Origin of the sequence: Streptomyces sp. AC602_WCS936 (assembly GCF_019049125.1) — a bacterium.
Classification (GTDB): Bacteria; Actinomycetota; Actinomycetes; order Streptomycetales; family Streptomycetaceae; genus Streptomyces.
In genome coordinates this window covers 139,657-166,574 of the sequence record NZ_JAGMUF010000054.1, presented here as the reverse complement: position 1 = coordinate 166,574, position 26,918 = coordinate 139,657, and the positions used below count along the sequence as shown (strand labels likewise).

Sequence of the window (26,918 nt, the reverse complement as noted above, 5' to 3'; positions counted from 1 at the left end):
CTGTCGGCCGCACGGTCACCCGCCGTACACTCCGGGGGGTGACAGCCACCGCAACCTCCGTCGGCGAGTCGGACCGGACGCAGCCCCAGGACACACGCTCCTCGCGCGCCGCCGCGCGGCTCCTGCGCCTCCTCCCGGCCGTCGTCGCCGCGCTCTCCGGAGTGCTGCTCTACGTCAGCTTCCCGCCGCGCACCCTGTGGTGGCTGGCCCTGCCCGCCTTCGCCGGCTTCGGCTGGGCGCTGCGCGGCCGCGGCTGGAAGGCGGGCCTCGGCCTCGGCTACCTCTTCGGCCTCGGCTTCCTCCTGCCGCTGCTGGTGTGGACCGGCGTGGAGGTCGGCCCCGGCCCCTGGCTCGCCCTGGCCGCGATCGAAGCGGTCTTCGTGGCGCTGGTCGGCGCGGGCGCCGCGACGGTGTCGAAGCTGCCGGGATGGCCCCTGTGGGCGGCCGCGCTGTGGATCGCCGGGGAGGCCGCACGCGCGCGGGTGCCGTTCGAGGGCTTTCCCTGGGGCAAGATCGCGTTCGGTCAGGCGGACGGCGTGTTCCTGCCGCTCGCCGCGGTCGGCGGCACGCCGGTGCTCGGCTTCGCGGTGGTCCTCTGCGGCTTCGGCCTCCACGAGGCCGTCCGTCTGGCCGTCCGGGCACGGCGTACCGGCGAGGTGCGCCGCAGCGCGGCGACCGTGGCCCTGCTGAGCGTGGCCGTACCCGTCCTGGGCGCCGTCGCCGCACGCCCGCTGGTCAGCGACGAGGCGGAGGACGGCACCGCGACCGTGGCCGTGGTCCAGGGCAACGTGCCGCGCGCGGGCCTCGGCTTCAACGCCCAGCGCCGGGCCGTACTCGACTACCACGCGCGCGAGACGCTGCGCCTGGCCGCCGAGGTCGAGGCGGGCAAGGTGGACCGGCCCGACTTCGTGCTCTGGCCGGAGAACTCCTCCGACATCGACCCCTTCGCCAACCCCGACGCCCGCGCGGTCATCGACCGGGCCGCCAAGGCGATCGGTGTGCCCATCTCGGTGGGCGGTGTCGTGGAGCGCGACGGCAAGCTCCTCAACGAGCAGATCCTGTGGGACCCGGACAAGGGCCCCGTCGACACCTACGACAAGCGGCAGATCCAGCCGTTCGGCGAGTACCTGCCGCTGCGCCCGCTCATCGGGGCGATCAACGACGAGTGGACCTCCATGGTCAGCCAGGACTTCAGCCGGGGCTCAGAGCCGGGCGTGTTCACCATGGCCGGCACCGAGGTGGGGCTCGTCACCTGCTATGAGGCCGCCTTCGACTGGGCGGTGCGCTCCGAGGTCACCGACGGCGCCCAGATGATCTCGGTGCCCAGCAACAACGCGACCTTCGGCCGCAGCGAGATGACCTACCAGCAGCTCGCCATGTCCCGCGTCCGCGCGGTCGAGCACAGCCGAACCGTCGCCGTGCCGGTGACCAGCGGAGTCAGCGCGATCATCATGCCGGACGGCAGGATCACCCAGAAGACCGGCATGTTCGTGGCGGACTCGCTGGTCCAGGAGGTGCCCCTGCGCTCCTCCGAGACACCCGCCACCCGGCTGGGTGTGGCCCCGGAGGTCGCCCTGGTGCTGGTCGCGGCCGGCGGGCTCGGCCGGTCCGTCGGCGCCGGTGTGCGCGGCCGGCGCGCCGGTGGCGTGTAGCCGTACGCCCGCCGCACGCCCCGCGACGCCGGAGGGAGCGGTCCGGGCCGCCCGTTAGGGTCGTGCCCATGGCTACTCCCGACTTCATCCGCGACCTGCGCGCCACCGCCGGACACCAGCTGCTGTGGCTCCCCGGAGTCACCGCCGTCGTCTTCGACGACGAGGGCAGAGTGCTGCTCGGCCGGCGGTCGGACAACGGACGCTGGTCCCTGGTCGGCGGCATCCCGGAACCGGGGGAGCAGCCCGCGGCCTGCGCCGTGCGCGAGGTGGAGGAGGAGACCGCCGTACGGTGCGTCGTCGAACGGCTGGTCCTCGCCCAGGCACTCAACCCCGTCACGTACGACAACGGGGACGTCTGCCAGTTCATGGACATCACCTTCCGCTGCCGGGCCGTCGGCGGCGAGGCCAGGGTCAACGACGACGAGTCGCTGGAGGTGGGCTGGTTCGAGGTGGACGCCCTGCCGGAGCTCGGGGAGTTCGGGCAGTTCCGGATCAAGCAGGCACTGTCCGACGCCCCCACATGGTTCGACAACACTGGTTCACTCTGAAGTATGGAGCGCGCCCACATGTGGTGAGCGGTGTGGCCTGCCTAGGGTCGGGACATGACCTCGCCCAGCGTCCTCCCGGCCCCCCACGCCTCCGCGCTCGACCTCCGCGGGCGCACCGCCCTCGTCACCGGTGCCGCCGGCGGCATCGGCCGTGCCTGCGCGCAGCGGCTCGCCGCCGCCGGGGCCGAGGTCAGAGCCGTCGACCGGGACGCCGCCGGGCTGGACGCGCTCGCCGGGAGCTGCGGTGACCTGGCGGGCGGCGTCGAACCGCAGGTCCTGGACCTGACCGACCTGGACGCCGCCGAACGCGCCGCGGCCGGCACCGACATCCTCGTCAACAACGCGGGCCTGCAGCTGGTGCGCCCCATCGAGGAGTTCCCGCCGGACGTCTTCCACACCGTGCTCACCGTGATGCTGGAGGCCCCCTTCCGCCTCATCCGCGGCGCCCTTCCCCACATGTACGGGCAGGGATGGGGGCGCATCGTCAACATCTCCTCCGTCCACGGTCTGCGCGCCTCGGCCTACAAGGCGGCGTACGTGGCCGCCAAGCACGGCCTGGAGGGACTGTCCAAGACCGCCGCCCTCGAAGGCGCGGCCCACGGCGTCACCTCCAACTGCGTGAACCCCGCCTACGTACGCACCCCGCTGGTCGAGAAGCAGATCACCGACCAGGCCCGCGCCCACGGCGTCCCCGAGGAGCAGGTGCTGAACGACGTACTGCTGAGGGACAGCGCGCTGCGGCGGCTCATCGAACCCGACGAGGTCGCCGAGGCCGTGGCCTACCTGTGCGGCCCGCAGGCGTCCTTCGTCACCGGCACGTCGCTGGTCCTGGACGGCGGCTGGACGGCCCACTGACCAGGGCGGCGGCCCGGCGGGCCCGGGTTTTCCACAGGGCTGCCGCGGCGACCGCCCGATGGGGAATCCTGTGAGCATGTCCCGCGATCACGTGCAGTCCGCCGAGCGCCCCGCCCACGACGCGGCCGCACCGTCCGACGCGGCCGCGCCAGCGGCACCCGCGCCCGTCGAGACCCCCTTCCTGGAGCTGCTGGCCAGGGGCGCCTCCGCCGACGCCTACGAGCAGCCGGTGCTCCTCGCCCGCGCGGAGGGAGGCCCGGCCGAGCGGATCGCCGCGCTCGAACGCGCCAAGAGCCTCGCCCTGCGCGTCCGCACCGAGCTGGAGGGCCGTCGGCGCCGGGAGGCCGAGCTGTCCGCCCTGTTCGAGACGGCCCACGACCTCGCCGGACTGCGCGACCTGGACGCCGTCCTGCGCGCGATCGTGCAGCGGGCCCGCTCCCTGCTCGGCACCGACGTGGCCTACCTCAGCCTCAACGACCCGGCCCGCGGCGACACCTATATGCGGGTCACCGAGGGCTCGGTCGCCGCCCGCTTCCAGCAGCTGCGGCTCGGCATGGGCGAAGGACTCGGCGGCCTCGTCGCCCAGACCGCCCGCCCCTACGTCACCGACGACTACTTCAAGGACGCCCGCTTCCAGCACACCCGCACCATCGACGCGGGCGTGAGCGACGAGGGGCTGGTCGCCATCCTCGGCGTCCCCCTCATGCTCGGCCACCACGTCATCGGCGTGCTCTTCGCCGCGGACCGGCGCGCCCGGGTCTTCGAACGCGAGCAGATCGCCCTGCTCGGCTCCTTCGCCGCCCTGGCCGCGGCCGCCATCGACACCGCGAACCTGCTCGCCGAGACCCGCTCGGCCCTGGCCGACCTGGAACGGGCCAACGAGATCATCCGGGACCGCAGCGGCGTCATCGAGCGCGCCTCCGACGTCCACGACCGGCTCGCCGAACTCGTGCTGCGCGGCGGCGGGGTCCACGACGTGGCCGCCGCCGTCTCCCAGGTGCTGGACGGCACCGTCGAGTTCGCCGAGGCCGCGGCCGCGCCTGCGCGCGCCCTGGAGTCGTCCCGCGCCGAGGGCCACGCGGTGCGCCACGAGGACGACTGGATCGCCGCCGTCGCCGCCGGCGACGAGCTGCTCGGCGCCCTGGTGCTCCGTGGCCACCCCGGGCTCGACCCCGTCGACCAGCTCACCCTGGAGCGGGCCGCGATGGTCACCTCCCTCCTCCTACTCGCCCGCCGCTCCGCCGCCGAGGCCGAACAGCGGGTCCGCGGCGAGCTGCTGGACGACCTGCTCGACGCCCGCGACCGCGACCCGCGCCTGCTGGGCGACCGCGCCCGACGGCTGCGCGCCGACCTGGCCGCCACCCACGTCGTGCTAGCCGCCCGCCTGGACGCCACCGCGCCCGACGCCGACCAGGAGGCGGACGCGCGCAGACGGCTGTGGTCCGCGGCCTCCCACCTCGCCGCGACCCGGCACGGCCTGGCCGCCGCCCGCGACGGCGGCACCGTACTGCTGCTGCCCCTCGCCACCGGGGACGGTGCCACGGACCTGGCCCGCCGCACCGCCCGGCACCTGGGCACGGCCGTGCACGAGGCCGTCACCGTCGGTGCCTCCGCCCCCGTGGAGGACCTCGTCGCCCACCCGGACGCCGTGTCCGCCGCGTACATCGAGGCCAGGCGCTGCCTCGACGCCCTGAGGCTGCTGGGACGCTCCGGGGACGGCGCCGCCGCCGAGGACTTCGGTTTCCTGGGCCTGCTCCTGGCCGGCGACCAGAACGTCTCCGGCTTCGTCGACCGCACCATCGGCCAGGTCGTCGCCTACGACGAGCGGCGCGGCACCGAACTCGTGCGCACCCTCGACGCGTACTTCGCCTGCGGCATGAGCCCCGCCCGCACCAAGGACGAGCTCCACGTCCACGTGAACACGGTCGCCCAGCGCCTGGAACGCGTCGGCCGGCTCCTGGGCGACGACTGGCAGAGCCCCGAGCGCGCTCTGGAGATCCAACTGGCCCTCAGACTCCACCGCCTGTCGATACCGGCACAGCACTGACCCCCGTACGCACGGGCGCACGGGGGCCGGTGGAGGGCCTGATCAGACGGTGCGGGCCCCCGGCGTACGGGACGCCGCCCCGGTGCCGTCCGGATCGGCGTCCTCGGGGGAGGCCGCGACCTCGGCGAGGTCCCGGTTGCGCGTCTCCTTGGCCACGCCCACGGCGATCAGCGTCAGCACGGCCGAGGCGATGACGTAGAGCGAGATCGGAGTGGAGCTGTCGTACGCGGACAGCAGGGCGGTGGCGATCAGCGGGGCGGGCGCACCGGCCGCCACGGAGGCGAACTGGGCGCCGATGGACGCACCCGAGTAGCGCACCCGGGTCGCGAACATCTCGGAGAAGAAGGCCGCCTGGGGCGCGTACATGGCACCGTGGAGCACCAGTCCCACGGTCACCGCGAGCAGCAGAGCGCCGAAGCTCCCGGAGTCGATCAGCGTGAAGAACGGGAACATCCACAGCCCGACCCCGGCCGCCCCCAGCAGGTACACGGGGCGCCGGCCGATCCGGTCCGACAGCGCGCCCCAGCCCGGGATCACCGCGAAGTGCACGGCCGAGGCGATCAGCACCGCGTTGAGCGCGGTCTGCTTGGAGACGTCGGCGGCGGTGGTGGCGTAGACGAGGATGAAGGCCGTGATGACGTAGTAGCTGATGTTCTCCGCCATCCGCGCGCCCATCGCGATCAGTACGTCGCGCCAGTGGTGCCGCAGCACGGAGACCAGCGGCATGGGCTCGGCCTTCGCCTTCCGCGTCTCGGCCTGTGCCAACGCCTGCTTGAACACCGGCGATTCATCGACAGACAGACGAATCCACAAACCGACCATGACCAGTACGCCGGAGAGCAGGAAGGGAATCCGCCACCCCCAGCTGTTGAACGCGGAGTCCGACAGCACGGCCGTCAGCAGCGACAGCACACCGGTCGCCAGCAACTGCCCCGCCGGCGCCCCCGTCTGCGGCCACGACGCCCAGAACCCGCGCCGCCGCGCGTCCCCGTGCTCCGACACCAGCAGTACGGCCCCGCCCCACTCGCCGCCGAGGGCGAAGCCCTGGACCAGCCGCAGCACGGTCAGCAGCACGGGAGCGGCCGTGCCGATGGTCGCGTGCGTGGGCAGCAGCCCGATCGCGAAGGTCGCCCCGCCCATCATCAACAGGCTCAGCACCAGCAGCTTCTTGCGCCCGAGCCGGTCACCGTAGTGCCCGAACACCAGGGCCCCCAGCGGCCGTGCGGCGAACCCGACGGCGTAGGTCAGGAACGACAGCAGCGTGCCGACCAGCGGGTCGGAGTCCGGGAAGAACAGCTTGTTGAAGACGAGCGCGGCGGCGGAACCGTAGAGGAAGAAGTCGTACCACTCGATGGTGGTGCCGATGAGGGACGCGGCGACGATGCGCTTGAGGTTGCCGGGCGTCGGGGGAGCGGATGCTGCTGAGGCCATGTGCGCCACTTCCTCGTGTGCGGTGGGGACGGGTACGTGAGGGCACACGGTAGGAAGACGCAGGTCAAGGGCACATGTGGCGGGACAACATAGTTCGGGGGATGGGTATGCGCGTGGCCACCATGCTGGCTCAGGGAATCGGCGGCGCCGGGCGATCCGGACGTTCTGGACCTGGTCTGACTGGCGAACGCCGTGCGGCTCGAAGAGGGAACGAATTCCCACTGAGGCCGACCGTCGGCAACGACTGTGCGGGTACCAAGATCCGGTGTCCGCCTGACATGCTGAGCCGCATGGTCACACTCGATGAGAAGCCGGCCGGGGCGGACGACCTGCTGCCTCTGGCGTTGACGAACTTCGCCCACTTCACGTCCATGCGCGTCGACGCCGACGGGTCCATTCGCGGCCTGTCGCTGCACCTGGAACGCCTTGTCCGCGACTGCGCGGCCGTGTATGGCGCAACGCTCGACGTCGGCCGGGTCCGTGAGCGAGTTCGGGCCGCCGTCCAGGGACGTCCAGGACCATGCGTCGTTCGCGTGACGATCTACGACCCCGCTGTCGACATGGGGCACCCCGCCGACGCCGGGGATCCGCGGCCTCTGGTCACCGTGCGTCCCGCCGGTCAGCTGTCGCCGCCTCCGTTGCACGTGCGCAGCATGCAGTACGAACGTGATCTTCCCCAGGTCAAGCACTGTGGTCTTTTCGGGGCCCTGCACGCACGCCGCGCCGCCCAGCTCGCCGGCGCGGACGACGCCCTGTTCATCGGCCGCGACGGCTTGGTCTCCGAGGGCGGAACCTGGAACGTCGGATTCATCGACGGCGACGGGACGGTCGTGTGGCCTGACGCACCCGTGCTGCCCGGTGTGACGATGGCCCTGTTGAAGCAGCACACGCGTGGAGTCAGTCATCGGACGACCGCTGTGACCCTCGACCAGGCCAAGGGCATGGCGGCAGCGTTCGCCACGAACACCTCCATCGGAGTGCGCGCTCTGTCTGCCATCGACAACGAAAGCCTGTCGACCGATCACCCGGTACTGAGCGTGCTACGTGACGCGTACCTGTCCGTTCCCGGCGAGGAGCTGTAGCACCAAGCGACGGTTGTGACGCCAGGACCTGGTCCGCAGCGGCCGCCTCGTCAACGGGGTCGTGGGGTATCTCCGGGCACGCACGCTGCAGCCGGTCCTGCTCGTCTTCCAACCGGAACTGGTCATACGCGAGTCCGCCGGATCCCCGGGGACGGCAGGTACGGTCAGGCGTGGGACTCCCGGTGGGCGCGGATGATGTCCGCGTACCGCAGGCCGCTGGTCTTGACGGTCCGGATCTGGGTCGCGTAGTCGACGTGGACGAGGCCGAAGCGCTTGTCGTAGCCGTAGGCCCACTCGAAGTTGTCGAGGAGGGACCAGGCGTAGTAGCCGGCCAGTGGCGCGCCCTTGCGGAGCGCCCGGGCGCAGGCGTTCACGTGCTGCTCCAGGTAGCGGGCGCGGTCGGGGTCGTGGACGGTGCCGTCGGGCGAGACGGTGTCGGGGAAGGCGGAGCCGTTCTCGGTGACGTACAGCTCGCGGACGCCGTAGTCGTCGGTCAGGCGCAGCAGCAGGGCCTCCAGGCCGCCGGCGTCGATCTGCCAGTCCATGCCGGTGCGCGGTACGTCGGGCAGCCGGACCTCACGGGCGTACGGGACCGGGCCCCCGGGGTCGTCGGTGACGGTTGCCGGGAAGTAGTAGTTGAGGCCGTGCCAGTCGAGGGGCGCGGCGATCGTGTCCAGGTCGCCCGCACGCTCCGGCAGGTCCACTCCGTACAGCTCGCGCATGTCGGCGGGGAAGCCGCGGCCGTAGACGGGGTCGAGCCACCAGCGGTTGGTGTGGCCGTCCATGCGGCCGGCCGCCGCGATGTCCTCCGGGCGGGTCGACGCGGCCTCGATGGTGGAGTGGTTGGTGACGAGGCCGACCCGCGCGCCCGGGACCGCCGCGCGGATCGCCCGGGTGGCGAGGCCGTGGGCGAGCAGCAGGTGGTACGAGGCCTGCACGGCTGCGGTCAGGTCGGTCAGGCCGGGTGCCATGCGGCCCTCCAGGTGGCCGATCCAGCCGGAGCAGAGCGGTTCGTTGAGGGTGGCCCACCGGGTGACGCGGTCGCCGAGCCGGGCGGCGACGACGGAGGCGTAGTCGGCGAGGTGTTCGGCGGTGTCGCGCACGGTCCAGCCGCCGCGGTCCTGGAGGGCCTGGGGGAGGTCCCAGTGGTAGAGGGTGATGTTGGGGGTGATGCCGGCGTCGAGGAGGGCGTCGACGAGGCGGTCGTAGAAGTCGAGGCCGACCGGGTTGACCGGTCCGTCTCCGGCGGGTTTCACGCGGGGCCAGGCGACCGACATGCGGTAGGCGTCGGTGCCGAGCCGCTTCATCAGGGCGAGGTCCTCCGGCCACCGGTGGTAGTGGTCGCAGGCCACGTCGCCGTGGTCGTCGCCCGCGACCCTGCCCGGGGTGTGGGAGAAGGTGTCCCAGATCGACGGTGCCCGGCCGTCCTCGGTGGCGGCGCCCTCGATCTGGTAGGCGGAGGTGGCGGTGCCCCAGGCGAAGTCGGCGGGGAAGGCGGCGAGGTCGAGCGATTCGGACACAGAGGGCCTCTCAGGGGTGGGGGCGAGTGGGACGGGGGTGCCGGTGGTGGCCCGGCGGCTACTTGACGGCGCCGGCGGTGAGACCGGTGACGAGGTAGCGCTGCAGGAGCAGGAAGCCGGCGACGACGGGCAGGCTGACGACGAGTGAGGCGGCCATGACCTGGTTCCAGTACACGTCGTTCTGGGTGGAGTAGCCCTGCAGGCCGACGGCGAGGGTGCGGGTGGTCTCGTTGGTCATGACGGAGGCGAAGAGGACCTCGCCCCAGGCGGTCATGAACGCGTAGACGGCGACGGCGACGATGCCGGGGACCGCGGCGGGCACGATGACCCGGAACAGGGCGCCGAGCGGCCCGCAGCCGTCCACCTTGGCGGCCTCGTCGAGGTCTCTGGGCACCGAGTCGAAGTACCCGATCAGCATCCAGATGGAGAAGGGCAGTGAGAAGGTGAGGTAGGTGAGGATCAGGCCGCCGCGGGAGCCGAAGAGGGCGATGCCGGTGGCGTTGCCGATGTTGACGTAGATGAGGAACAGCGGCAGCAGGAACAGGATGCCGGGGAACATCTGGGTCGACAGCACCGTCACCGTGAAGACGCGTTTGCCGCGGAAGGTGTAGCGGCTGACCGCGTAGGCGGCGAACACGGCGATGGTGACGGAGCAGACGGTCGCCGCGCCCGCCACGATCAGCGAGTTCATGAAGTAGTCGGCCAGCGGGACCGTGTCCCAGATGTCGAAGTACGGGCGGACGGTGAGACCCGAGGGGAACCACGCGAACTTGCCCGACACGTCCTCCAGCGGCTTCAGCGAGCTGGAGATCATCACGTACACCGGCAGCAGCACGAAGACGGTCAGGCAGGTCAGGAAGATCCGCCGGCTCCACAGGAAGGACCGCGGTGCGGCCATCGGGGAGCGGGGCCGGCGGGCGGCTGGGCTAGGCATCGGTGGCCTTCCTTCCTCGGGGTCCTCGAGGTCCCCGGGAGGTGAACCAGAGGTAGGCGCCCGTCACCACGAGCAGGAACAGGAGCAGCAGCACCGACATCGCGGAGCCCGTCCCGAAGTTCCAGGTCTGGAACGAGGACTGGTAGATGTGGATGGAGATCAGGTCCGCGGCCTCGGGTGCCGCCTTGCCGAACAGGACGAACGGCGTGTTGAAGTCGTTGAAGGTCCACAGGAACAGCACCAGGACGAGGACCTGGTTGACGGGGCGCAGCGCCGGCAGGGTGATGCGGCGGACCTGCTGCCACACGCCCGCGCCGTCGAGGGCGGCGGCCTCGTAGAGGTCCTTCGGGATGTTCTGGAGCCCGGCCATGACGATGAGGAAGGCGAACGGCCAGCCCTTCCACACCGAGACGACGAGCAGGGCGACGAAGCTGTTGTCGCCGATCAGCCAGAACGGGGGACTGCCGGTGAGGCCGAGCTGGTCGTGCAGCACGTGGTTCACCAGGCCGTTGTCCCGCTGGAACATGAACGCCCAGGTGATGACGGCGGCGTAGACGGGCAGGGCGTACGGGACGAGGAACAGCGTGCGCAGGACGCCCCGGCCGCGGAAGGTCTCCTGCATGAAGATCGCCGCGGCCACTCCGAGCAGCCAGCACAGGCCGACCGAGAGGACGGTGAACAGGCAGGTGGTGAGGAAGGACTTCAGCAGCGCCTCGCCGACGGGGGCGTCGAAGTCGACCGCCAGGGAGTAGTTGTCGAGGCCGGCCCAGGGGGCGGTGGACCAGTCGCGGATGTAGAACTGGGTCAGCTCCTTGAAGCTGACGACGATGCCGATCACCATCGGCACGAGGTGGACGAGCAGTTCGAGCAGCAGGGCGGGCAGCAGCAGCAGATACGGCAGCCCGACGCGGCGCAGCCGCCCGGGGCGGCGTCCGCGCGGCGCCGCCCCGGGGTCGGTCTTCCGTGCCGTCCGCTCGCCTGTGCTCGGAGCAGCGGTGGTGGTCATGGCGGTGTCCGTGCTCACTTCGCGGGCATCTGCTGCTGGGCCTCTTCGAGCTTGGCCCGCACCGACTCGGTGGTGACGGCACGGCCGGCCGCGGCGTCGGCGAAGAGTTCCTTGACCGCGGTGCCGACTACGGTCTCGAACTGCGACTCCTCGGGGACCTGCGGCAGCGCGGTGGCGCTGCCTGCGAGGGTGTCCCTGAGAACGGCGAGCGCCGGGGTGTCGAAGGCCGGGTCCTGCTGGGCGGCCTTGACCGGCGGGATGGAGCCGTACGCCTTGTTGAGGATGACCTGCTCCTCGTCGCTGGTCATGAACTTCACGAACTTCTTGGCGCCGTCGATGTTCTTGGTGTTCTTGAAGACGGCCATGTTGATGCCGGCCACCATGGAGTTGGTGGCCTTGCCCGGGCCGGGCTCGCCGGACTGCACGGGGGCGGGCGCGACGCCCCACTCGTCCTCGTTCATGCCCTGCGACTTGAAGGTGGCCGACGCCGTCTGCCACAGCACCATGGCCGTCTTGTCCTTGGCGAAGTCGCTCAGGGACTGGTTCTGCGCGTACTCGGCGTTGCCCGGCGCGATGATCTTGTCCTCGGCCATCAGGTCGACGTACTGCTTCACCGCCGCCACGGCGCCGTCGGAGGTGAAGTCGGCCTTGCCGTCCGCGGTGAAGAAGTCCGCGCCGTGCTGCTTGGCGAGGACGAAGACCTGGTGGATGTTGTTCGACAGGTTGGAGCCCTCGGCGCCCAGGCCCCACTTGCCGTCCTTCGAGAGCTTCTTGCCGGTCTCGACCAGCTCGTCCCAGGTCGCCGGCGGCTTCTCGATGCCGGCGTCGGCGAACATCTTCTTGTTGTAGTAGAGCGCGTAGGCCATGGAGTACAGCGGTACGGCGGCCGGGTCCTGGCCCTGGGCGCCGGTGGAGCCGAGCGCGGACTCCACGAAGCGGTCCTTGCCTCCGATCGCCTCGAAGTTCTCCGCGTCCCAGGGCAGCAGGGCACCGCTGGCCTGGAGCGAGGCGCTCCAGGTGTTGCCGATGTTGAGGACGTCCGGGCCCTGGCCGGAGGTGGTGGCGGTGAGGATGCGGTTGAGGAGGTCCGACCACGGCACCACCTCCAGCTTCACCTCGATGCCCGTCTCCTTCTCGAACTTGTCGAGCTCCGGCTGGAGTACCTCCTTGTCCACCTCCAGGTTCGCGCCCTGGTTGGAGGCCCAGTAGGTGAGGGTCTTCGGCTGCTCGTTGGAACCCTCGGTGCCGGACGACCCCCCGCCGCAGGCCGCCGCGGTGAGGGCGAACGAGAGGGTGACGGCGCCGACGGCTGCGGCTCTGATTCTGCGCATGCTCCAGAGGCCTTCCGGGAGATGACGAGTCGCCCGTGGTCGCGGGCGGCCGGGGCAGCGCCCCGCGCTCCGGCCCGGCCACGGCTTAATTTAGGCTGTGAGTTAAGCTTCAGATGGAAGGGTGCGTCAAGGGCTCGGCCACAGGTAGATTGCGGTGACGACTTCGGAACGAGGGGACAGGGTGAAAGTGCGCAGTGGCCGTACAGTGCGTGACCTGCGGCGGGAGAACCGCACCGCGGTATTGCAACGGTTGTATTTCGACGGGCCGCTCAGCCGGTTCTCCCTGGGACCGGCCACCGGGCTGAGTTCGGGCTCGGTGAGCAACGTGGTCGCCGAGCTGGTCGCCGAAGGGCTGGTGGAGGAGGCGGGCAGCGTCGACTCGGCGGGCGGCCGTCCCCGCACGCTGCTGCGCGTCAGCGCGCGCAGCGGCTACATGATCGGCGTCGACATCGGCGAGACCCGCGTACGGGTCGAACTCTTCGACCTCGCCCTCACCGAGCTGGCCCGGGTCGAGAGCCCGCTGGAGACCGACGGCCCGAACCGTCTCGACCGTTACGAGGTCGGCGTCGTCGTCAGGCACCTGCGGGAGGGCATCCGCCAGGTGCTGGACGAGGCCGGCATCGCGGCGGAGCGGCTGCTCGGCGTCGGGATCGGCGTGCCGGGCATCGTCGCCAGGACCCCTCAGGACGGCGCCGTCGTGCACGGTCAGACGATCGGCTGGGACGCCGTTCCCCTGGAGCGGCTGCTGCGCGAGTCCCGGATCGTGCCGGAGACCGTGCCCTACTACATCGACAACGGTGCCAGGACGCTGGGCCAGGCCGAGATGTGGTTCGGCGCGGGCCGGGGCGCGCAGAGCGTCGCGGTGGTGCTCTTCGGCTCCGGCGTCGGCGCCTGCGTCGTCGACGACGACATGGGCCCGGCCCGGGCAGTGGAGTGGGGGCACCTGACGGTGCGGGTGCGCGGGCGCCGGTGCCGCTGCGGCGCCCTCGGCTGTCTGGAGGCGTACGCGGGCGCGGAGGCGCTGCTCCAACGCTGGGCGGAGGCGGGAGGGCAGCCGCCCGCGGGCGTGGACGAGGAGACCGCGCTCACCGCGATGCTCGCGGCCGCGTACCCGGAGCCGGGCGCGGCGGGCACCGGCCCGGAGCCCGATGCCACCGCGCTCGCCGTCCTGGAGGAGACCGCCGAGTACCTGGGCGCCGGGTTCTCCGACCTGATCAACCTCTTCCAGCCCGAGCGCATCCTGGTCGGCGGCTGGGCCGGACTGCAACTGGGGCGGCGCTTCCTGGACGCGGTGACGGCCCACGCCACCTCGTACGCCCTCACCTACCCCGCCGCCCGCGTCCGCATCGACCTCGGCACCCTGGGGCCGGACGCCGTCACCGTGGGCGCCGCGGTCCTGCCGCTCGCCGGCTTCTTCGCGCGTGGCGGTCGGCCGGAGGAGGCCGAAGCGGTGGAACAGGACCCGGCGTGGCGCACCGCCCTGCGGGAGCGCTCGGTGTAGCGAGCGGCGCCTGCCGCCCCGGCGGAGCGCTCCCGGGAGGCAGCCCGACCGGCCGTGGTCCATGGCCGCCGCCGTCCAGGGCTGGCTCCCGCACGCGCCGAGCCCGGGTCACGTGCGCAGCCGGCCACCACCGCGGGCCGCGTGGCGCCCGGACACCGGACGAAGGCGCGGGCCCGGCGAAGTTCCCCGCGGCACCACACGGGCCCCGGCCCGGGTCCCGACCCAGGGTCTGTGCCGCGGCCCAGGCGAATGCGCTGCCCGGACCGCCCCCCGCCTCCTCAGACGCTGCTGACCGTGTCCTCCCCTCCCTCCTCGCGCTCGGGGAGGTTTGCCGCGGTACTACGCAGGCCCCGGCCCTGTGCCGCGATCCGGCCCAGCGTCGCGGCCGGGATCGCCCCACCACCCCTCAGTCGCCGTCGACCGTGACCTCCCCGTCCCACCGGATGTCCCCCGCCGACCTGCCCACCATGAGCAGGTAGGCGCCCGGCTCCGTGGCCCAGCAATCGTCCGTCTCCGACCAGTGCCGCAGGGCGCGCGGGCACACCACCACCTCGGCACTCGCCGTCCGGCCCGGCTCCGTCCGGACGGCCGCGTATCCGGCGAACCAGCGCACCGGACGCTCCACCGCCGAATCGGGGCGTGCCAGATAGACCTGTACGACCTCGCGCCCGGCGCGGGTACCGGTGTTGCGTACCGTCACCCGAACCGTGAACGGCTCGCCCGCCGCGACGTGCGCGGGAGCCTCCACGGCCCGGTACTCCCACGTCGTGTAGCCGAGTCCGTGGCCGAACCAGTAGGCGGGCTCCGCTCCGGCGCGCAGCCACGCCCGGTGGCCGATGTGCAGCCCCTCGGCGTAGTCGAGCCGGCCCTCGACCGGCCGGGTGGACGTCACGGGCGCGTCCGCCAGGGACGCCGCCCAGGTGGTGGGAAGCCGGCCGCCGGGCTCGGCGAGGCCGAACAGGACGTCGGCCAGCCCCGCGCCGGCCTCCTGCCCCGGGAACCAGGTGAGCAGCACGGCTCCTGCTTCCCGGCGCCACGGCAGCTCGACCGGGCCGCCGCTGTTGACGACCACGACCGTGCGCGGATTCGCGGCGGCCACGGCGCGGACCAGTTCGTCCTGGTGCCCCCCGAGCGACAGCGTCGTGCGGTCGTACCCCTCGGTCTCGCCGTACTCGGTGGTGCCGACGACCACGATCGCGGCGTCGGCGTCCCGGGCAGCCCGCACCGCGCCCTCCAGCGCGGCCGCCGGGTCCGGGGCCGGCGGCGCCGCGGCGACGACGGTGGCACGTCCGCGGCCGGGCACCAGTTCGCGCCGGGCCACCACGTGCGCGGGCCGCCCGGCGGTCAGTACCGTCCGCGCCGTCCGCAGGGGCGGGCTGACGTGGACGACGGCCGGGTCGTCCGTCTCGCCGGGGAACTCCCCGTCCAGGAGCGTGCGTCCGTCGACGGTGAGCGTCATGCGTCCGAAGCCCCCGACGCCGAACGTCCACTCGCCCGGCCGCTGGGGCCGCAGCACGGCGGCGATCTCCACCGTATGGGCGCCCGGGGGCAGGTCCGGCTCCAGCTGCCGGCCCGAGAGCCGGTGCTCCGCGCGCAGTTCCCGCCCCGCCGCGTCCAGCACCCGCAGGAGCACGCCGGGGGCGCCCGAGCGCGGGTCGCTGCACCGGTCGGTGCCGAGGGGAGCGGGCGGCGCCTCCGGGGCCGGGCCGGGCTCGTACACCACCCGGGCCCGGCCCCGCAGCCGGGCGCGGATGCCGGCCAGCGGGGTCACCACGCCCGAGCAGAAGACCCCCGCGCTGCCGCCGCCCTGGACGCGGGGGGACGCGGCGTGCCCGCCGGCGACCGCGACGGTGGACAGCCCGGCGGGGTCGAGCGGCAGCACGGCGTCGTTGCGCAGCAGGACCGAACCGGCACCGACGGCGCGGCGCAGCAACGCCCGGGTGTCGCGGGACGCCGTCGCCGGCACCCGGCGTGGGCGGCGGGGTTCCAGCGCGCCCACGCGGTCCGCGAGCCGGAGCAGCCGACGCACCTTCCGGTCGACCGCCTCCTCGGCGACCAGGCCGTCCTTCACCGCCCGCACCAGCGAGGAGCCCCAGGGACTGTCCGGTCCCGGCATCGCCAGGTCGAGGGCGGCGCGACCGGTCTCCCCGGTGGTGCGCACCGCCGCCCAGTCGGAGACGGCGACCCCGTCGAACCCCCATGCGCCCTTGAGGGGTTCCGCCAGCAGCGGACTGGCCGTCATGGTCGTGCCGCCGACGGCGTTGTAGCCCGCCATGACGAGCCACACCCCGGCCTCGACCGCCGCCTCGAAGGGGGCGAGGTACACCTCTCGCAGAGCCCGTTCGGACGCCCGGACGTCGACGGTCAGCCGGTCGGTCTCGGAGTCGTTGCCGACGTAGTGCTTGGCGGTGGCCGCCACCCCGAGGGCCTGGATGCCCCGGATCAGCGCGGCCCCGGTACGGCCGGTCAGTTCCGGGTCCTCGGAGAAGCACTCGAAGTGGCGGCCGCCCAGCGGACTCCGGTGGAGGTTGAGCGTGGGCGCCAGCACCACGTCCACGCCCTTGCGGGCGGCCTCGGTGGCGAGCAGACCGCCGAGCAGCTCCACCAGCTCCTCGTCCCACATCGCGCCCAGGGCGGAGGCGGAGGGCAGCAGGAGCGAGGTGCGGCGCTCGTCCCACGCCTCGCCCCGTACCCCGGCGGGCCCGTCCGAGAACACCAACTCCCGCAGCCCGATTCCGGGCTCACCGGCGGTGCGCCAGGTCGTCGCGCCGGTGAGCAGGCGCACCTTCTGTTCGAGGCTCAGCCCGCCGATGAGCCGGTCGAGTGTCTCGTCGTCCATCAGGGCAGACGGTGGTCCGCGTCCAGCACCGCGCCGCGCTCCGGGTGGTTCTGGTCGTAGCCGCGCGTGTCGCACTGGAGACCGCCCACGATGCAGTGGTCGACCAGCGCCTCGAGGGTCCGCTCCTCCCAGGCGTTGAAGAAGTCGTAGTGGAAGGAGTAGCCGCGTCCACTGGCCAGCCGTACGTCGCTCATGTCGCCGTTGACCGGGAAGGCCATCTTGAACTCGATCATCGGCAGGGCGACCGGGTGGGAGGCCGGGCACATGTTGTCGTTGGTGCCGGGTTTGACGACCGGATAAGCCATGTGGCTCTTGTGGTCTGGGGTGTCGAGGTGCTTGCCGTCCCAGCAACTGGGCGCCTGCATACGGATGTTGAGCTGGACGTCGGGCCGGCTCGGGCAGCTCGCCGGGAAGTCGACGTTGAAGAAGCTGTCACCGCATTCCCAGCCCTCGACGAAGCCCTTGTGGCCGCGGAACTCCTGGGCGCTCTGCATGGGGCTGCCGACGACGAACCGCAGTCCCTTGGGGAAGGGCCGCACGCTGGTGTAGTCGGTGACACCGGCCTTGTAGTAGATGACCTGCGGACCGACGGGGAGGATCTTCTCGTCCCCCTTGTTCAGGGAGGGCATCCAGTACGCGGAGGCGTCGGCCGGTGCGAGACAGGTGGTGTCACCGCCGTAGAGGCTCGCCGTCGTGCTGCCGGCGTTCGTCGAGGTGTTGCCCATGAAGGTGTGGTCGTGGGACTTGCCCGGCTGCCCCGGGTACACGATCGGGTCGTCCGGCGCGGTGTGCGTGACGGCGCAGTTGGCCTGGAACTCCTTGTGGTAGCGCGGCGGCGGGGTGGCCTCGGACGGGGTCACGCCGGTGACCGGGGGGACGGCCGGAATGTACCCGTCGCCGTCGGGATCGTCGGCGGACGCCTGGGTCGACACCGCCAGCGTGTGCCCGGTGTGTGCGCCGGCCGAGACGGCCGGAGCGCTGCCCGGATCGGCGGCCGTGGCGACGGTGCCGACGCCGAGCACGCCCCCGACGAGTGCGGTGCCGAGCAGCAGCGCGGGGAGTTTCGAACGCGGTCTCATGGAGCCTCCTGCCCGCTGAGGTGCCTGGTGGGGGTGGTGCGAAGGGCGCCGCCGGACGCCCTTCGCCGTCAGTCGTAGGTGCCGTCAGCTGTAGATGCCGTCAGCTGTAGACGCCGAACTCGTGCAGCGAGTAGCCCCAGCCGGTGCCACGCGCCGTCAGGTGCAGCCGCACGTGCCGCGCAGTCTCGGCGACGTCGATGGTGTCGACGTCACCGTTGCCGGCGGTCGTGCTGTGGACCGTGCGCCAGGTGGTGCCGTCGCCCGAGACCTGTACGTCGTAGGACTTGGCGTAGGCGGGGTCCCACACGAGCTGGAGCTTGCGGATGGTGGTGGGGGCGCCCAGGTCGACCTGGATCCACTGCGGGTCGCTCCAGTCGCTGGCCCAGCGCGTGTCGGTCCTGCCGTCCGTCGCCTTGGCGGGCTCGCACGGGCAGTCGCCGTACGACGGCTGGAAGGAGGACGCGGTGGTCGGCTTGTTCAGCGCCACGTTGGTGCCGGTGACCGGCGGGGCGACGACCTTGACCGACTTGGTCTCGATGCCCGCGTTGCCGCGGCCGTCCTCGGCCTGGACGTACACCTTCCACACGCCCAGCTTCTCCGGGGCCCGCACGGCGAAGGTGCCGTTCCCGGTGGACCGCCACTCGGCCTCCACCAGGCGCTTGTCGCCGTTGGCGTAGTTGCCGCTGAGGAAGACCTGGTACGTGACCGGATCACCGTCGGGGTCGCGCACGTCCGCGCGGACGGTGAACTCCTCGCCCGCCGCGGCCGACGAGGCGGGGGAGACGGCCATGTCGGTGATCACGGGCGGTGTGTTGTCACCGGCGATCGATCCGCCGTACGCCTGCTTGACGGCGTAGTAGGACAGCCGCTTCAGCCCGTCGGGCACGAGGTTGAACCAGATGCCGCCGAAGTCGTGCTCGACGCCGTAGTGGAAGAGGGTGGCGCCCAGCGCGACGCCCTCGTGGCCGGTGACGCAGTCCCAGGCCTTGGTGTACCCCTCGGCCTTCTGCACGTCGGTCGGCTCGTCGGGGACGCCGTTGACGTCGTCGGGCACCTCCCACTCGCCGGCCGGGCCGCCCTCGGTGATGAGGTACGGCTTGGTGTAGCCGCCCTCCTCCCAGTCCTCCTGGACGCCGCAGATGTCGCCGTAGGAGTTCATCGAGTACAGGTCGAGGTCGGGCGCGTTGCGCTGGTAGTACGGCCACGCTCCGGTCCAGGCGTCGGTGGAGGTGACGGGGTGGTCGGGGTCGATGCTGTGGATCTTCTTGGCGACGTCGTTGACGAAGCCGGTGTAGGCGTTGCGCTGCGCCTCCAGCTCCGCCCCGCTGTAGCAGTTCTGCAGGCCCAGGACGGACTCGTTGCCGACGTTCCACATGAGGGTCGCCGGGTGGCTCTTGTACGCCTCCACCCACTTGGCGAACTCGGTGAGCATGTTGTTCTTGTACGTGGTGTCGGTGACGTAGTCGACGCAGCCGCCGGAGCCGGGGCCGCCGCCGGGCTGGAGCCAGAAGCCGTTGACGACGCGGATGCCGTGCGCTGCGGCGCTGTCGAGCAGCGGCTCGGTGGAGGCGTCGGTGCCCCAGGTGCGGATCGTGTTGACGCCCATGGACTTGACGTCGGGCATGTACTTCGGGGCGTCCGCGACGGACGGGCCCCAGGTCAGTCCCTTGACGGTGTACGGCTCGCCGCCGACGGTCAGTTGCCAGTCGCCCTGGGAGCCGGTGACCTCGACCGCTCCCGGGGCGGGCGGTGTGCCGTCCGTGGTTCCGTACACCTGGAACTCCCAGAGGGAGTAGCCGTAGCCGCCGGACCGCTCGGTGCCCAGCATGCGCACGTAGCGGCCGGAACCGGAGACGGTGACCTCGTCCGTGCCGCCGTCACCGTCGGTCACGGTCTTCAGGGTCCGCCAGTCCGTGCCGTTGTCGGACGTCTGGATCCGGTAGCTCTTGCCGTACGCGCCCTCCCAGGTCAGCACGGCCCGGCTGAGGTCGGACCGCTGTCCGAGGTCGACCTGGAACCACTGCGGGTCGCTCCACTGGCTGGCCCAGCGGGTGCCGGTGAGATTGCCGTCGACGGCCGCCGAGGGGGCGTATCCGTCGCCTTCCTGGGAGGACGCGGTGGCGGGTTTGCCCTGGGAGAGAAGGGTCTCCGCGGCCTCGGCCGTCGGGGCGGCGAGGGCGAGCGACGACGCCACCAGTGCGCCGAGGACGAGCAGGGGGACGGCGCGGCGGCCGCCGGGTCTGCGGTACGGGGGTGCTGGGGACACAGCTGCTCCTGGCGGGTTGAGGCGACGGGCGGACCGGTCAGGGGTAGGACACGACGGTGGACGGCACGGTCGTGGTGCCGGCGGGCACCGTGGAGGCGCCGGTGTCGTTGATGACGTGGTTGTAGTGGCCCATGCCGCCGAGGGAGACCACGAGGAGGCTGTGGAACCTCACCCCCGGTTTGACGGGCGCCTTGAAGCCCCGGTCCTGGCGGATGTTCGGGTCGACGTTGTAGTTGCAGTAGCTGCCCAGACCCCATGCCTCATGGGTGTCGACCGAGTCGTCGACCCGGTAGGCGGCGTAACCCTTGCTGTCGCCGTTCTGGATGGCGGCCTGGTTCGGGGCGTCGTACGCCTTCTCGTTCTGGTAGAAGATCGTCCGGCCGCGCTCGCCGTACCACTCGACGTCGTACTTGTTGAAGTGCTCGACGAACAGCCCGGTGGCCAGGACGTCGTCGCCGTTGACGCGGACGCCGTAGTCGGCCCGGTTGGTCTCCCAGCCGACGCCCTCGCCGTGGTCGGCCCGCCACACCCAGGTGTGGTCGATGATCGTGTCGTGGCTGTTGACCACCATGCTGGTGGTCGCCTTCCCGGCGCCCGCTCCGCCGATGCGGATGTAGACGTCCTGCACGGTGGTCGGGTTGGCCGCGTGGTCGGCGGACGCGCCCTGCGGGCCGATCTCCAGCAGCGTGGGGGAGTTGACGGGGCCGGCGTCGATGAGGAAGCCGGCGAGGCGTACACCGTCGACGTCGGCGACCCTCATGGCGGTCACCCCGTTGTCCGGGATGATCGTGGCGAGACCGAGGCCGAGCACGATGGTGCCCGCCCGGTCGATGTCGATCGTCCGGTCGACGTGGTAGATGCCCGGGGTGAACAGCAGGTGCAGACCCTGGTCGACGGCGGCGTTGAGGGTGGCGGCGGTGGCCCCGGGTTTGACGACGTAGAACTCGTCCAGCGGGATCGACTCGCCCTGCGGGGTGCCGTTCGCCCAAGTGGTGCCGCGGGCGTTGGTGCGCTTGGCGGGGGCGAAGACCTTGTACTCGTCGCCGTCCAGGTAGAGGAAGGGCTTCTCGCGGGAGATCGGCGTCGTGTCGAGCGTGGTGTAGCGGGGCTCGGGGAAGCTGGTGGCGGGCGCGCCCTCGACACCTGAGAAGACCTGGTTCCAGACGCTGTTGGACCAGCCGCCGATGGAGCTGTCGCGGGTGTACCACTGCTGCTGGGAGTAGTTGCCGACCTGGCCGTCGATCTTGCTGTCGGCGATGTAGCCGCCGCTGGCCCAGCCGTAGCCGTTGGGCGCGAGGTTGAGGCCGCCCTTGACGTGCATCCGACGGAAGGACGCGGCCTGCGAGACCGCCCACCGGTTGGTGCCGTTGACCGGATTCACGGCGAGGTTCTCCGCGCCGCGCCAGAAGTTCTGGGTGGCGTTGCCGTTGAACCAGCCGGCGTCGACGGTGATGTCACCGTTGATCGTCGTGTCGTCGGGGCGCAGACCGAGACCGAGGATCTGGGTGTAGAAGCCGATCTGGGCGTTGAGGCCGTTGTAGGTGCCCGGCTTGAAGAGGAAGGCGTGCCGGCCGGAGCCGAACTGCGCCGACTCCTGCTCCTGGAAGACCTGGTCCAGCTTGGCCTGGATGCCGGGCGTGGACGGGTCGAAGACGTGCACGTTCGGGCCGAGGTCGCCGCCGCCCGGGATGACCGGGCCGGGGTCCTCGCCGGTGGTGCCGAACACCTTGAACTCCCAGAGGGAGTAGCCGTATCCGGTGGCGCGGGCGGTGCCGAGCATGCGGACGTAGCGGGCGGTGCCGGAGACGTTCACCGTCTCCGTGCCACCGGCGCCTGTGGTGGTGGAGTAGGCCGTAGACCAGTCCGTGCCGTTCTGGGACGTCTCGATGCGGTAGGACCTGGCGTAGGCGGCCTCCCAGCTCAGCTCGACCCGGCTGAGGGAGGCGGGGGCGCCGAGGTCGACGCGGAGCCACTGCGGATCGGCGGCGGCGCTCGACCAGCGCGTGCCGCTGTCGCCGTCGACGGCCGCGGTCGCCGGGGTGCCGTAGTGCTCCTGGCTGGAGGCGGTGACCGGCTTGCCCTGGGACAGCAGCACGGGCGCGGCCTGGGCCCGCGTGGCGGGGACGACGGCGAGCAGGGCGGCGGCCAGCGCGGTGACCAGGACGCCGACGAGCCCGCGGCGACCGGGTCCGCGCGACACCGGCGCCGCCGGTGGTGTGCCGAAAATGGGCATGGAGGGACTCCTTGGCACGGAGAAGGCGGGAGAGGTGGGAGAGCGCTCTTCGGCACCTTGCCCGTCGGGGCAGACCCGGTCAAGGTTTCGTGCACAGCTTTTCTTTTGACTTGCATTAAGTGTTCACGAGTACTCACTTCCGTTGCCCGCGCGTGGTGTTGGGCGACCGACGGCGCGGGCCGGTGCCTCCCTGTCGGCGTACGGAAGCACGGCCGACGAGCCCCGTGCGAGGATGTCGTCCGTGACCGGACCGCTTTCCTCGCCCGCCGCCGGAGACGCTCCCCGCTACCGGGGCCTGGGGTCCCGCTCCGCCGCCGTGCTGGTGTTCGGGTCCTCGGCCGCGGTCCTGGTCGTCGAGATCGTCGCGCTGCGGCTGCTCGCCCCCTACCTCGGCCTCACCCTGGAAACCAGCACCATGGTGATCGGTATCGCCCTCACCGCGATCGCCCTCGGCTCCTGGCTGGGCGGGCGCCTCGCGGACCAGGTCGACCCACGCCGGCTCATCGGCCCCTCGCTCGGGGTGTCCGGCGCGGTCGTGGCGCTCACCCCCGCCGTGCTGCGCTCCACCGCGGAGTGGGCGCCCGTGCTGCTCCTGATCGTCGCGGGCCTGACCATCCTCGTACCGGGCGCGCTGCTCTCCGCCGTGACGCCGATGGTGACCAAGCTGCGCCTCACGAGCCTCGCCGAGACCGGGACGGTCGTCGGCCGGCTGTCCGGCGTCGGGACCGTCGGTGCCATCCTCGGCACCGTCCTCACCGGCTTCGTCCTCATCTCGCGGTTGCCGGTCAGCGGCATCCTGGTCGGCCTCGGCGCACTGCTGTTGGCCGGCTCGGCGCTGGTGGGTTGGCGAGCGCGCGGGTGGGCCGGGACCCCCGCCCTCACCCTCGTGGTCGTGGCCGGCGGCCTCGCCACCGTCCCCGCGCCCGGCGGTTGCGACGCGGAGACCAAGTACCACTGCGCGCGGGTCGTGGCGGACCCGGACCGGGACGGCGGACACACGCTCGTGCTGGACGGCGTGCGGCACTCCTACGTCGACGTCGACGACCCGACGTACCTGAAGTTCACCTATGTGCGCGCCCTCGCGTCGGTGGTCGACACCGCCTTTCCCGAAGGGGAGCCGATCACCGCCTATCACCTGGGCGGCGGCGGGCTCACCTTTCCGCGCTACCTCGCGGCCACCCGGCCGGGCACGCGCAGCCTGGTGTCCGAGATCGACGGCGGGGTCGTGCGCATCGACCGCGAGCGGTTCGGTCTGAGGCCGGACACCGGGATCGACGTGCGCACGGAGGACGGCCGGCTCGGTCTGCGGCGGCTGGAGACGGACAGCCGCGACCTGGTCGTCGGTGACGCCTTCGGGGGCGTCAGCGTGCCGTGGCACCTCACGACGGTGGAGGCGATGAGGGACGTACGGCGGGTGCTGGAGGAGGACGGCCTGTACGCCGCCAACCTGATCGACCACGGTGACCTGGCCTTCGCACGCGCTGAAGTCGCCACGCTCAGCGAGACGTTCGAGCACGTCGTCCTCGTCGGCGACCCCGTCGACATCGGCTCGGACCGGGCCGCTCCCGACGGCGGCAACCTGGTGGTGCTCGCCTCCGACCGGCCGGTCGACCTGCGTGAGACCCAGGAAGCACTCGACGCCCGGCAAGTCGGATGGCAGCTCGCGACCGGCGACGACCTCACCTCCTGGATCGGCGACGCCCGGCCGCTCACCGACGACTACGCCCCCGTCGACCAGCTCCTCCAGCCCTACGACTCGCGGGGCGGCCGGTGACGGGCGCACGTCGCGGTGAGGCGAGCCGGGTCCGTCTGTCGGCGGCCGCGGCCGCCCTTTCGGTCGTCGGCGCCGGACTGGGACTGCGGTCCGTGGCGGCGGGAGACGCGGCCAAGTACGGCGGGGACAGCCTGTACACCCTGCTCATCTTCACCCTCGTCTTTCTGGTGGCGCCGCGGGTGCCGACCGCAAAGGCCGCCGCACTCGCGCTGGCCGTGAGCTGGGGCGTGGAGTTCCTGCAGCTCAGCGGTGTGCCGGCGGATCTCTCCCGGCGCAGCACCGCCGCCCGCCTGGTGCTCGGTTCGACCTTCAACGCGCCGGACCTGTTCTGGTACGCGGTCGGTGCGCTGGCCGGGTGGCTCGTCGTCGCGTCCTCGGGAGCGGTCGGTGGCGGGCGTTCTTCGTCGCTCGTACGGCGTCGAGCGCATTGACCGGACGGTCGCGAGCAGCTTCCATGGCTGGGGGCCTCGGCCGCGGGGCCGGGGGAGACGTGCCGACCGGGGGGAAGCATGCGTCTTGGGGGAAGAGCGGCCGCCGTCGCCGCTGTGGCCGTGGTGTGCGCCGCCGTGCAGACGATGCCCGCGGGGGCGTTGGAACTGAAGCCCGGCACAGAGCACGTGAACGTCACGTCCGACGACGTGATGGGCAACGAGCGGAGCCGGTACGCCGCGATCAGCGCCAACGGCCGCTACGTGGCCTTCTGGTCGTACGCCTCGAACCTGGCGCCCGGCGACACCGACGACGCCAGTGACGTCTACGTGAAGGACCTGCGGACCGGGCGGTTGCACTGGGCCAGTGACCTGGCCGAGGGCATGGACCGGGGCGCGCCGACCGTCGCCCCGTCCATCAGCGCCGACGGCACCCGGGTCGCCTACCCGACGCTCGACGGAGCCACCGCCCACGTCTACGACGTCCGCACGGGCCGCACCGAACTGGTCAGTGACGGCACCGACGCACGGTTCACCAGCGCCAACGCACCGGCCATCAGCGGAAACGGACGGTACGTGACCTTCACGGCGCGGCCGGCGCAGCAGCCGGAGGCGAATCCCCGCATCCGCGTGCGCGACCTCAGGCGGGGGACCGGCGAGTGGGTCGACGACCCGATGGCCGGGGACGGGCAGCAGGTCGCGCGACCGACCCTGAGCCACGACGGCCGGCACCTCGCCTACCTCGCCTCGGACCCCGCGGCGGCCGACCCCGCCACCCACGTCTACGTGCTCGACCGGCGGGCCGACCGGCGGACCCGCGTCGACCCCGAGTGCGTGGACGACCCTTCCGAGCACTGGGTCACCGACCCGGTGATGGGAGCGGACGGCCGGCACGTCTCCTTCCGCTTCAACTGCCGGACCTTGCCGCCCCGGGGCACCAACGACACCGGTGACGTCTTCGTCAAGGACCTGAGGAACGGGTCCCTGCGCCATGTCCTGGGGCCCAGGCCGCAGTTCGCCACGCACTCCGGGCGGCTGAGCGCCGACGGCCGGCACGTGGTGTTCGTGGCGGCCGAGGAGCGGGTGCCCCGTGGCCCGCTCCAGGTGGTCTACCTGCTGGACCTGCGCACCGGCCGCACCACGACGGTCACCGCCCGGCCCGACGGCACCGTGAACCAGCGGCCGGCGTCCGGCCCGTCCACCGACGCGCACGGCCGGGCGGTGGCGTACGACGCCGAACCGCTGGACCTGCTGGGGGAGTCGACCACCATGACCGAGCGGCAGGTCCTCGTCACGCGCCCGCGCTGATCCGCGTCCCGGCACGGGCACTTCACCCGGTCCCCGGTGCGGCGGCCCGGGCGGGCCCTCCCGGTGGCGCGGTGCTCTGCCGTACGACCAGGCGCGTGGCCAGTTCGATGCGCCGGGCCGCACCGCCGGGGCCGTCCGGGCCGAAGAGCATGCGGGTCGCCTCCTCGGCCATGTGCCGCAGCGGCTGGTGGACCGTGGTCAGCGGCGGACTCGACCACTGGGCCGGTGGCACGTCGTCGTAGCCGACCACCGAGAGGTCCTCGGGGACGCGCAGGCCTTTGCGACGGGCCGCCTCCAGTACGCCGAGGGCCTGGAGGTCGCTGCCCGCGAAGACGGCGGTGGGCCGGCCGGGGCCGTCCAGCAGGTCCATGGCGTGCTCGAAGCCGCCGTGCACCTGGAAGTCGCCGAAGCGGATCAGGCGGGGATCGACGGGCAGACCCGCCATGGCCATCGCCGAACGGTAGCCGTCGAGGCGGGCCCGTGAGCACAGCATGTCCTCGGGGCCGGTGACGATCGCGACGCGCTCGTGCCCGTGGTCGGTGAGATGGCGCGTCGCCGCCAGGCCCCCGGCCCAGTTGGCGGAGCCCACGGACGGCACGTCGGGGTCGGGGTCGCCGGCCGGGTCGACGATGACGAACGGGATGTCACGCGAGCGTAGCCGGTGCTTCACCTGCGCCGGGAGCGAGGAGAAGATCAGCACGACCCCCAGCGGCCTGCGGCGGAGCACTCCCTCGATCCAGTCGGGAGCGGGCGCGTGCCGCGAGCCGCTCCGGGTGAGCACGACGGTCGCCCGGTTGGCCTTGGCAACGTTTTCCACCCCCTTCACGAGCTCCACCGCCCAGACGCTGTCCAGCTCGTGGAAGACGAGTTCGACGAGCGGGAAGCGCGGCCGGTCCGAGGTCCGCCGGCGGTAGCCGTGCACCTCCAGCAGCCGCTCGACCCGCGACCGGGTGGCGCGGGAGACGTCCGAACGACCGTTGAGGACCTTCGAAACTGTCGGAGGGGAGACCCCAGCCTCTTTCGCGACCTCGGCCAGCGTCACCCTGGCGCCCACCTCAACTTCACCGTACATGCAAGGAGGATA

The 26,918-nt window shown here is 72.1% G+C and carries 19 protein-coding genes; 9 read left to right on the top strand and 10 right to left on the bottom strand.

What is annotated here, in order from left to right; genetic code table 11:
* The first annotated feature begins 38 nt into the window (after positions 1-38).
* The 4 genes from lnt (at position 39) to KUM03_RS18045 (ending at position 5,102) form a co-directional block, all read left to right on the top strand.
* Positions 39-1,652, top strand: a complete 1,614-nt coding sequence (gene lnt, locus KUM03_RS18060; RefSeq protein ID WP_217250065.1) for an apolipoprotein N-acyltransferase — start codon at positions 39-41, stop codon at positions 1,650-1,652.
* Positions 1,653-1,720: 68 nt separating this feature from the next.
* Positions 1,721-2,200 (top strand): NUDIX domain-containing protein, encoded by a 480-nt coding sequence (locus tag KUM03_RS18055; RefSeq protein ID WP_217250063.1) that lies wholly within the window; start codon positions 1,721-1,723, stop codon positions 2,198-2,200.
* Positions 2,201-2,254: 54 nt separating this feature from the next.
* Positions 2,255-3,055: a 3-hydroxybutyrate dehydrogenase gene (locus tag KUM03_RS18050; protein ID WP_217250061.1), complete on the top strand. Its 801-nt coding sequence runs from the start codon at positions 2,255-2,257 to the stop codon at positions 3,053-3,055.
* A gap of 76 nt (positions 3,056-3,131) precedes the next feature.
* Complete coding sequence (locus KUM03_RS18045) at positions 3,132-5,102, top strand: GAF domain-containing protein (RefSeq protein ID WP_217250059.1); 1,971 nt, start codon at positions 3,132-3,134, stop codon at positions 5,100-5,102.
* A gap of 42 nt (positions 5,103-5,144) precedes the next feature.
* Here KUM03_RS18045 and KUM03_RS18040 read toward each other — a convergent pair whose 3' ends face one another.
* Positions 5,145-6,533 carry an MFS transporter gene (locus KUM03_RS18040; protein ID WP_217250057.1) on the bottom strand — a complete coding sequence of 463 codons (1,389 nt, stop codon included), beginning with the start codon at positions 6,531-6,533 and terminating at the stop codon, positions 5,145-5,147.
* Positions 6,534-6,823: 290 nt separating this feature from the next.
* Here KUM03_RS18040 and KUM03_RS18035 point away from each other — a divergent pair, with 290 nt between their 5' ends.
* Positions 6,824-7,615: an aminotransferase class IV family protein gene (locus tag KUM03_RS18035; RefSeq protein WP_217250055.1), complete on the top strand. Its 792-nt coding sequence runs from the start codon at positions 6,824-6,826 to the stop codon at positions 7,613-7,615.
* 164 nt (positions 7,616-7,779) lie between these two features.
* Here the strand turns inward: KUM03_RS18035 and KUM03_RS18030 are convergent, their stop codons facing one another.
* The 4 genes from KUM03_RS18030 to KUM03_RS18015 are packed head-to-tail and all read right to left on the bottom strand — an operon-like array spanning position 7,780 to position 12,406.
* Complete coding sequence (locus KUM03_RS18030; protein WP_217250054.1) at positions 7,780-9,135, bottom strand: GH1 family beta-glucosidase; 1,356 nt, start codon at positions 9,133-9,135, stop codon at positions 7,780-7,782.
* A gap of 58 nt (positions 9,136-9,193) precedes the next feature.
* Positions 9,194-10,033, bottom strand: coding sequence for a carbohydrate ABC transporter permease (locus tag KUM03_RS18025; protein ID WP_217250595.1), 840 nt, complete (start codon positions 10,031-10,033; stop codon positions 9,194-9,196).
* A 28-nt stretch (positions 10,034-10,061) separates the two neighbouring features.
* Positions 10,062-11,075, bottom strand: a complete 1,014-nt coding sequence (locus KUM03_RS18020; protein WP_217250052.1) for a carbohydrate ABC transporter permease — start codon at positions 11,073-11,075, stop codon at positions 10,062-10,064.
* A gap of 14 nt (positions 11,076-11,089) precedes the next feature.
* Positions 11,090-12,406 (bottom strand): sugar ABC transporter substrate-binding protein, encoded by a 1,317-nt coding sequence (locus tag KUM03_RS18015; protein ID WP_217250050.1) that lies wholly within the window; start codon positions 12,404-12,406, stop codon positions 11,090-11,092.
* Positions 12,407-12,587: 181 nt separating this feature from the next.
* Between KUM03_RS18015 and KUM03_RS18010 the strand changes: the two genes are divergently transcribed.
* Positions 12,588-13,907 carry an ROK family protein gene (locus tag KUM03_RS18010; protein ID WP_217250048.1) on the top strand — a complete coding sequence of 440 codons (1,320 nt, stop codon included), beginning with the start codon at positions 12,588-12,590 and terminating at the stop codon, positions 13,905-13,907.
* A gap of 406 nt (positions 13,908-14,313) precedes the next feature.
* On the opposite strand, the gene KUM03_RS18005 is transcribed toward KUM03_RS18010, so the two are convergent.
* The 4 genes from KUM03_RS18005 to KUM03_RS17990 all read right to left on the bottom strand — a co-directional run bounded on the left by KUM03_RS18005 (position 14,314) and on the right by KUM03_RS17990 (position 22,324).
* Positions 14,314-16,746: a glycoside hydrolase family 3 protein gene (locus KUM03_RS18005; RefSeq protein ID WP_217250046.1), complete on the bottom strand. Its 2,433-nt coding sequence runs from the start codon at positions 16,744-16,746 to the stop codon at positions 14,314-14,316.
* Positions 16,746-17,825, bottom strand: a complete 1,080-nt coding sequence (locus KUM03_RS18000) for a DUF1996 domain-containing protein (protein WP_217250044.1) — start codon at positions 17,823-17,825, stop codon at positions 16,746-16,748. Before KUM03_RS18000 ends, KUM03_RS18005 begins: the two co-directional genes overlap by 1 nt.
* A gap of 100 nt (positions 17,826-17,925) precedes the next feature.
* Positions 17,926-20,091 (bottom strand): discoidin domain-containing protein, encoded by a 2,166-nt coding sequence (locus KUM03_RS17995; RefSeq protein WP_217250043.1) that lies wholly within the window; start codon positions 20,089-20,091, stop codon positions 17,926-17,928.
* A gap of 37 nt (positions 20,092-20,128) precedes the next feature.
* Positions 20,129-22,324: a discoidin domain-containing protein gene (locus tag KUM03_RS17990; RefSeq protein ID WP_217250042.1), complete on the bottom strand. Its 2,196-nt coding sequence runs from the start codon at positions 22,322-22,324 to the stop codon at positions 20,129-20,131.
* A gap of 241 nt (positions 22,325-22,565) precedes the next feature.
* Here KUM03_RS17990 and KUM03_RS17985 point away from each other — a divergent pair, with 241 nt between their 5' ends.
* The 3 genes from KUM03_RS17985 (at position 22,566) to KUM03_RS17975 (ending at position 25,834) form a co-directional block, all read left to right on the top strand.
* Positions 22,566-24,098 (top strand): fused MFS/spermidine synthase, encoded by a 1,533-nt coding sequence (locus KUM03_RS17985; RefSeq protein ID WP_308406351.1) that lies wholly within the window; start codon positions 22,566-22,568, stop codon positions 24,096-24,098.
* Positions 24,095-24,529 (top strand): DUF2809 domain-containing protein, encoded by a 435-nt coding sequence (locus tag KUM03_RS17980; protein WP_217250618.1) that lies wholly within the window; start codon positions 24,095-24,097, stop codon positions 24,527-24,529. The genes KUM03_RS17985 and KUM03_RS17980 overlap by 4 nt, the downstream gene beginning before the upstream one ends.
* A gap of 78 nt (positions 24,530-24,607) precedes the next feature.
* Positions 24,608-25,834 carry a hypothetical protein gene (locus KUM03_RS17975; protein ID WP_254399486.1) on the top strand — a complete coding sequence of 409 codons (1,227 nt, stop codon included), beginning with the start codon at positions 24,608-24,610 and terminating at the stop codon, positions 25,832-25,834.
* 22 nt (positions 25,835-25,856) lie between these two features.
* Here KUM03_RS17975 and KUM03_RS17970 read toward each other — a convergent pair whose 3' ends face one another.
* A complete protein-coding gene (locus tag KUM03_RS17970) occupies positions 25,857-26,906 on the bottom strand; it encodes a LacI family DNA-binding transcriptional regulator (protein WP_217250038.1) in 1,050 nt (349 codons plus the stop codon).
* Positions 26,907-26,918 lie beyond the last annotated feature (12 nt).